Here is a 7,263-nt window from a genome sequence, read left to right as displayed (position 1 = left end):
TTGCCCGACCATTTCCATACGCTCTGGACCCTGCCGGCATCCGATGCGTCGTATTCGCGGCGCCTGGGCTGGATCAAAAAGGAGTTCACGAAGTCTTGGCTAGCGCAGGGTGGCGACGAGATGCCGATTACGGCATCTCGTCGTAATCGCGGTGGACACGGCGTTTGGCAACGACGCTTTTGGGAGCATGCCGTGCGCGATGAGGAAGACTTCGCCAGGCTGCTCGACTATATTCATTTCAATCCGGTCAAACATGGGTTGGTCCGTTCGCCAAAGGACTGGCAGTATTCTTCGTTTCACCGTTGGGTGCGATTGGGAGTCTATGGTCAAGAATGGTGCGCCTTGTTCCCGCAGACGCTGAAGTCAGACGATTTGAGTGGCGTTGTAGGAGAGTAGGGGGCCCTGTGGGCACCATGCCCTATCGCATTCGTGCAAATCCTGCCAAATGTGCTTTCTTGCGCTGCCGTCGTCATAATTCTGGTGCCCGCAGGGCACCCTACTTAAGGAGTCTTTCGGTATGGATGCCGGTGCCGCGTGGCGTGATTACTTTCTGGCCTGGCCCAAGGAACTGCCGCGGCGCGGCGTGCTGGTGACGGCGTTCGGCGAGCAGGTGCCGTTCGACGGCTTCATGACCACTGATGCGCTCTTGCTGATCGAGCGGCGCACGCCCGACACGATCGGTGCTCGCAAGGTGATCCTGTCCTACACGCAAATCGTGGCCATCAAGCTGGTCGACGTGGTGAAGGCGAAGACGCTGGCCAGTGCCGGCTTCGTGGGCGACCTGCCGAATCAAGGATGAGGCAAAGTGCGAAGTGATGAACGATGAGTGCTGAGCTGTCATCTTCGACGTTCATCACTCATCACTTCGCGCTCAGCACTTATTCAAAACCAGCTTCTCACCCTTTCGCTCGGCGGTGATCGACCCGGGAAAATCTCGCTTCCGCTGGGCTTCCAGCGGCTCGATCGCCAGTGCAGCGAGTGCGTCCCACTCGTCGAAGCCCATCGCCTGCAGCGGCCAGTTTTGTTCGCGCCAAATCGCCATCAGCATTTCGCGCACCAGGTAGGGCGTGGCTTCGGCCAGGGGGGCGGTGTCGATGACGATTTGCGCGTGTCCGGCCGACACGATCGCACGTGTGGCAAGCGCCGCGGCGTCGACCTCGATGATCCGTTGCGCTTCGCGCGCCAACTGGGCCAGTCGCAGCAGCGACTCGACGACGCGCGGGTTGTATTCGGCAGCCAGCTTCGGCAGCAGGTCATTCCGCAGGCGATTGCGCGTGTAATCGAGCGAGGCATTCGAGCTGTCGTGACAAAACGACTGCCCCATCTCGGTCAGGTAATCGAGTACTGTCGCCCGGTTGATACCCAAAAGCGGGCGCACCAAAGCAATGCCTGGCGCCAGCTCGCGCGCCTCGGCCATCCCGGCCATGCCTGCCACTCCGGTACCGCGGAGGATGCGGTGCAAGACGGTTTCGGCCTGGTCATCAGCCGTGTGCGCGGTGACGACGTAGCGAGCGCCAAGCTCTTTTGCGGTTCGCGTTAGAAAATCGTAGCGTGCCGCGCGCGACGTTTCCTCGCTCGATCGGCAGGCGTCGGCGCGGTCGGCGCCAGCCCCGGTATCCAGCCCGTCAGCGACCGCTGGCCGACCCACGCGGCAGGCGACTCCCAGCGCGCCGGACAATTCGACGACGAACCGCTCGTCGCCATCGGCTTGCTCGCCGCGCAGGCGATGATTGAAATGGGCGGCAATCAGTCGACCGGGGCCCGGCGGTTTCAAGGCCGCCAGCGCGCAAAGCAGCGCCGTGCTGTCGGGTCCGCCCGAGACCGCCACGAGCACGGTAACATCCTGCCAGCGGTCCGGGGGCCAGGCGGCGGCCAGTTGGGCTTCGAAAGTTGGGGTCACGGCATCTCTGCGGGACAATGTTTTTCCGGCGGCTTTTGTTGATTGTTTTGCGAGCGGACCACCAGCCACAAGATGGTCCTTGCCAACCGCATATGCCAGCGGTAAACCCTAAAATGGTTGCAGGTTCGGGAGACTCTGTTAGGATGACGTTAGTTTGCCAGTTCCAGGTCCGGTAGCGAGTTGCGACTGGCTCGCACACTCGTGGCTGTTCGTGTTACGGCACAGTGGTCCCTGCCCGGCGGGGACTGCCGGTCCTGCTTGAGGGCGCAAACGTCACCGTTGCAGTCTTTGAATACGGCGAGTTTGTACCGCGGCGGCTCAGCAGGAATGGGCGTCAGCCAAGGGAAGTTATAGCGAGTTTGCAACTGGATCTGCCTGATGTGGGAAGAACCAGTCGCTTGCGGGAGTCGGCCCCTACGATGCACCTCTTGATCATTATCTTGCAACAACTGCTGGGACTACTTCCCAGCGGAGAAGGCAAGAAGGCCCCTCAAGTCGAATTAGCACGCGTACCGCGTCAGAACCCTCATAATTCTGAACCCAGTCCGTGCCTTGGGCTTGAGCTTCCGCGTAACGACTGGATGACGCTGCTTCCGTTGTACGGAGTCACCCCCGTGGTTTGGCGGGGTGAGGTCGAGTTCTCCTGGCCTCTAAGGCCGCCGCGCGTGCATCCTCGCGCGCGCCGTTCGGACGATTCCCCGACCCAAAGCGGATAACGCTCGGCTTCGCGCAGCGCTACGGCATCAATCAGGTTGTTTTTGGTTTGGCTCACTTGGCCGGCGGCCAGGCTTTTCTGCTCCGCCGCGTCCAACTTCTCCCTTGGCCTGTCCGCCTTCTGCGGGCATTCCGTGTTTTAGGCCAATCGCTGCGCAGGCGGATCACTAGCTAGCGCGCGGCGTTGATATTTTCGGGGGTGAACCGTGGAATCGAATGTTGTCACCGTGCTCGTGACCGCTGCCGTGGCGGCCGTCATGACGTTCGTTTTGATCAAGATGTTGGATTATTTGCGGCAGACGGATGCCGAAAAGAGGGCCCGCGAAATCATCGAGCGGGCCGAGCGCGACATCGAAACACGGCGCAAAGAAGCTGAGCTGGCCGCCAAAGAGCTGGCCATTCAGGTCAAGGCCGAGGGGGAAAAAGAGCTGGGTGTCATTCGCCAGGAATTGCACGAGCGCGATCGCATGCTGGACAAGCGGCAAGACGCGCTCGAACAGCAGGGCGACCAGCTCCGCAAGCAGGAAAAAATGGTCGAGGGGAACCAGCGCAAGCTGGCTGAACGGATCGAGGAAACCAACCGCCGCAACGACGAGCTGGGCAAGCTGCTCGATCTGCAGCGGCAAACCCTGCACCAGGTCAGCGGCCTGTCCAAGGACGAAGCCACCCGCCGGCTGCTCGAGCAGCTCGATGCCGAGCTGCAGCACGAGTCGGGCGCCCTGATCATGAAGCACGAGCGGCACATGGCCGAGGTCTGCGAGGAGAAGTCGCGCGACATCATGATCACGGCTTTGCAGCGCTACGCCGCCGCCCACACGGCCGAGACCACGACCAGCACCGTCGACATCCCCAACGACGACATGAAAGGGCGGATCATTGGCCGCGAAGGCCGCAACATCCGCGCCTTCGAGAAAGCGACCGGCGTCGACGTCATCATCGACGACACGCCGGGCGTGGTCATCGTCAGTGGTTTCGACATGGTGCGCCGCGAAGTCGCTCGTATCTCGCTCAGCAAACTGATTGCCGATGGCCGCATCCATCCCACGCGGATCGAGGAGATCGTTGCCGAAACGCAGACCGAGCTCGAGAAGCACCTGCAACAGCTCGGCGAGGAAGCGGCGCAAGAAGCCGACGTGCCTGGGCTGCATCCCAAGATCATCCACCTCTTAGGCCGCCTGCGCTTCCGCACCAGCTACAGTCAGAACGTGCTGCGACACTCGATCGAGGTGGCGTTCCTCACCGGCATGATGGCCGAAGAGATCGGCCTCGACGGCAAGTTGGCACGGCGCTGCGGCCTGTTGCACGATATCGGCAAGGCGGCCGACCACGAAGCCGAAGGCGGGCATCCGAAGATCGGCGCGGATATTCTCAAACGGCATAATGAACGCCCCGAGGTGGTCCACGCGGCGCTGGGGCACCACGACGACTTGCGGATCGATAATCCTTACACCGTGCTCGTGGCCGCGGCCGACGCCTGCAGTGCCTCGCGTCCTGGCGCGCGTCGCGAGAGCTTGGAACGTTACATCAAGCGGATGGAAGAGTTGGAAACGATCGCCTGCGGCTTCCCCGGCGTCGATCATGCGTTTGCGATCCAGGCCGGGCGCGAGCTGCGCGTGCTGGCCAGTGCCAAGGACACGACCGACGCGTCGGCCGCCAAGATTTGCCACGACATCGCCAAGGCGTTCGAAGAGCAGTTGACCTACCCGGGCGAAATCAAGGTGACGGTGCTGCGTGAATCGCGCTTCACGGAGATTGCCCGCTAAAGCCCAGCGATTGAGTTCCATCTAACCTTCCATCGGCCATGCCTTAAGAGTGCGTGAGGAGAAACGGTTGCGTATCTTGTTGATCGGCGACGTGGTCGGTAAGCCAGGGCGGCACATCATCGTGCAAGCTCTGCCGGGCTTGATCGCGCGCGAAAAGCTGGACCTGGTGATCGCCAACGGCGAAAACGCGGCGGGCGGATCCGGCATCACGCCGGCAATTTACCGCGAGCTGTTGCGCGCGGGCGTCGATTGCATCACGCTGGGTGATCACATCTACCGGCGGCAAGAGATCGCGCCGCTTATGGAGCAGGAGACGAACATCGTCAAGCCGGCGAACTTCCCGGCCGAGGCCTCGGGGCACGAACTGGCCGTCGTCAAAGCGCGCAACGGGGTTCCCGTGGGCGTATTCAGCGTGCTGGGGCGCGTGTTCATGCGGCCGGTAGATTGTCCTTTTGCCGCCTCCGACCGGGTGCTCTCGAATATGCCGGCCGATGTAAAAGTGATCGTGCTCGATTGTCACGCCGAGGCCACCAGCGACAAGCAGTTGCTCGGACGGTACCTGGACGGGCGCGTATCCGCCGTGTTGGGAACGCACACGCACGTGGCCACGGCCGACGAGCAGATTCTGCCTGGCGGCACGGCGTTTCAATGCGACGTGGGCATGACCGGCCCCTACGAAAGTATTCTGGGGCGGCGCATCGACCGGGTTCTGGAGACTACGCGGACGTTCTTGCCCAGCCATTTCGAGGTAGCCACCGGCGATCCGCGCCTGTGTGGTACGATCGTCGACGTCGACGAAGCGACCGGTCGCGCCACGGCGATCCGCCGACTGTGTGTCCTGGGGCCCGAAGCCGACGCCCTTGCGCAGGCGGCCAAGGGTGCGACGTCGGTGCCCTTGTCCGCGGGGTGAAGTGTCCGCGGGCTGTAGCGCATGTGCTTTCGGCCTGCTAGCGGCGCTCCCACCTCTCCTTACGCACTTTTTCAGTGCGCAAGCCAGGCCGCGGCGTGGGCGCGAATGGTCTTGCCGCTGGGCACCGCGGCTGCTAGCGTATCGCCCCCTATTCTGTTGCGGGACGCGGGCTGGAACGTCCTGACGAGGCATGTCGATGCGCCGTTTGTGCACCCATTCCGCACTGCTGCTGGGGGCATTCGTATTGCAGGCTGGGCTGGCGCCGGCCGAGGAGCCGGCTGGCTTCATGCGCTGGCCCGTCATTCGTGCGAACTTCCTGGCCGATCCTCCCAACGTCGTCGCGCCGACGCGCGGCGGAACGCAATTGTGGGGAGACGTTGTTTGCTGCGGCCGTTGGCGCATCCAGCGCCACGTCGTGACCGGACACTGCCGGCTGCTCGATCCCGACGATGTGCGCCGTGCCTGGGGCAGCCAGGAGGCGTGCCTCGACCATTTGGAAAAGCTCAAAGAGCGCGGCGCCGTCGAGCCGGTGCGCGGCACGGTCGTGCTGGTGCTGCACGGCCTGATCGGGACCCGCCAGCAGATGGGCCCCCTGGTCGAGGCCCTGGCCGAGGAGAGCACCTGGACCGTCATCAGCATTGCCTACCCCAGCACCCGCGCCTCGGTGGCCGATCATGCCGCGGCCTTGCGTTCGATCATGGCCAATCTCGACGGCGCCAAGGAGATTCACTTCGTCGCGCACAGTTTGGGCAACCTGGTCGTGCGTCATTATCTGGCCGATCACGCCCTCGCTCACCAGGGGCGGCACGATCCACGGCTGGGACGGTTCGTGATGTTGGGCCCGCCGAACCACGGCTCGCGCGTGGCCGACCGGCTGGGAGGGAACGTGATCTTCGACACGACGTTGGGAGAATCGGCGCAGCAAATGGCGCACCGGTGGAGCGAACTGGAACCGCATCTGGCGACGCCCCCCTGCGAGTTCGGCATCATCGCCGGCGGGCGCGGCAACGACAGTGGCTTCAATCCTTTGCTCGACGGGGACGACGATGGCACGGTGCGCGTCGCCGAGGCCCGTCTGGTGGGCGCAAGCGACTTCATTCTGGTCGACGCCTTGCACTCGTCGATGATGATGAGCAAAACAGTGCAGCAGCATACGCGACGATTCCTCCGTACCGGTGCCTTTCGCGCGGACGGCGTCCGCGAACCGATCGGCGAGGACGACGTCGCGCCTTGAGTCCTTAACTGAGGGCTGCAGTGCGGGCGTAGAGATCGAGCGACGCTCGGTCGGCAATGATCGTAAACAGGTCGCGGACCTGCGCCAGGCCGTCGACGAAGCGGAATTCTGACTGTACCGGAGCCGACTTCGCGCCCAGGACGTAGTAATCGGCCTCGGCCGTCAGCAATCGCTGCGGAGACAGGTCCCCGGCGGTGGATTGCCCCCGTTTTGTCCCGAGCAAGGCACCGAATGCGAGCGAGTCAGCCTCGCTTGTCACGGCCGGGCCCGAAGCGTCGATCACGACGTCAACTGTCTCCTCAGTTTCACTACTTGCGGTGCGGATACGCAGCCGGAAGCCGGCCACTTCGTCCTCCTCGACGACCTCACCGGGAGACAGGTCGCGCTCGATGCCGATCACCGCGCTGCCAAGGTAAAGGCTGTCGACGAGCAAATCGGATTGCGCCAGGAGCAAAAAGTATCGCTCGGCCAGATCGGCCGGAGAAATCGCGGCCTCTGGCTCGGGCGGCTGCCATCTCGGATCTTGCGCCGACAGGGCGGCAATGCCAAGCGGAGAAGTGCTTTCGCGCCACACCACCTGCCGCGCCGGATCTCCACGCCGCAAAGTGCCGACAATTTCGTGTTGCTCGAAGATGCGCACCTCGTAACCGAGAACTCGCGCGTACAGGGCGGCTTCGAGCCCGATCGGGCCAGCGCCGATGACGGCAATCGTGGCGGGCGTATCAACGGCCATAAAGATTCT

General features: G+C 63.2%; 7 protein-coding genes. 5 read left to right on the top strand and 2 right to left on the bottom strand.

Annotated features, from left to right (window positions below; genetic code table 11):
- Both VHD36_24725 and VHD36_24720 read left to right on the top strand, forming a co-directional pair.
- Positions 1-396: transposase (locus VHD36_24725; protein ID HVU90550.1), on the top strand; the 396-nt coding region annotated here is incomplete at its 5' end.
- 121 nt (positions 397-517) lie between these two features.
- Positions 518-799: a hypothetical protein gene (locus VHD36_24720; protein HVU90549.1), complete on the top strand. Its 282-nt coding sequence runs from the start codon at positions 518-520 to the stop codon at positions 797-799.
- A 72-nt stretch (positions 800-871) separates the two neighbouring features.
- Here VHD36_24720 and tilS read toward each other — a convergent pair whose 3' ends face one another.
- On the bottom strand, positions 872-1,900 hold the full coding sequence (gene tilS / locus VHD36_24715; GenBank protein ID HVU90548.1) for a tRNA lysidine(34) synthetase TilS: 1,029 nt from the start codon (positions 1,898-1,900) through the stop codon (positions 872-874).
- Between the two features lie 920 nt (positions 1,901-2,820).
- Here tilS and rny point away from each other — a divergent pair.
- From rny to VHD36_24700, 3 genes are all read left to right on the top strand, one after another.
- Positions 2,821-4,377, top strand: coding sequence for a ribonuclease Y (gene rny, locus VHD36_24710; GenBank protein HVU90547.1), 1,557 nt, complete (start codon positions 2,821-2,823; stop codon positions 4,375-4,377).
- A 67-nt stretch (positions 4,378-4,444) separates the two neighbouring features.
- Positions 4,445-5,287, top strand: a complete 843-nt coding sequence (locus VHD36_24705) for a TIGR00282 family metallophosphoesterase (protein HVU90546.1) — start codon at positions 4,445-4,447, stop codon at positions 5,285-5,287.
- Positions 5,288-5,483: 196 nt separating this feature from the next.
- Positions 5,484-6,521, top strand: a complete 1,038-nt coding sequence (locus tag VHD36_24700; protein ID HVU90545.1) for a lipase — start codon at positions 5,484-5,486, stop codon at positions 6,519-6,521.
- A gap of 4 nt (positions 6,522-6,525) precedes the next feature.
- On the opposite strand, the gene VHD36_24695 is transcribed toward VHD36_24700, so the two are convergent.
- Complete coding sequence (locus VHD36_24695; protein HVU90544.1) at positions 6,526-7,254, bottom strand: FAD-dependent oxidoreductase; 729 nt, start codon at positions 7,252-7,254, stop codon at positions 6,526-6,528.
- Between the last annotated feature and the right edge of the window lie 9 nt (positions 7,255-7,263).

It is taken from the genome of Pirellulales bacterium, assembly GCA_035546535.1.
Taxonomy (GTDB): Bacteria; Planctomycetota; Planctomycetia; order Pirellulales; family JACPPG01; genus JACPPG01.
Note: the sequence above shows the minus strand (reverse complement) of the source record. Positions and strands in the feature narration are given on the sequence as shown.

Coding starts and splice junctions, on each gene's coding strand:
- VHD36_24720 (HVU90549.1), top strand. CDS start 518: ATGGATGCCGGTGCCGCGTGGCGTGATTACTTTCTGGCCTGGCCCAAG.
- VHD36_24700 (HVU90545.1), top strand. CDS start 5,484: ATGCGCCGTTTGTGCACCCATTCCGCACTGCTGCTGGGGGCATTCGTA.
- VHD36_24695 (HVU90544.1), bottom strand. CDS start 7,254: ATGGCCGTTGATACGCCCGCCACGATTGCCGTCATCGGCGCTGGCCCG.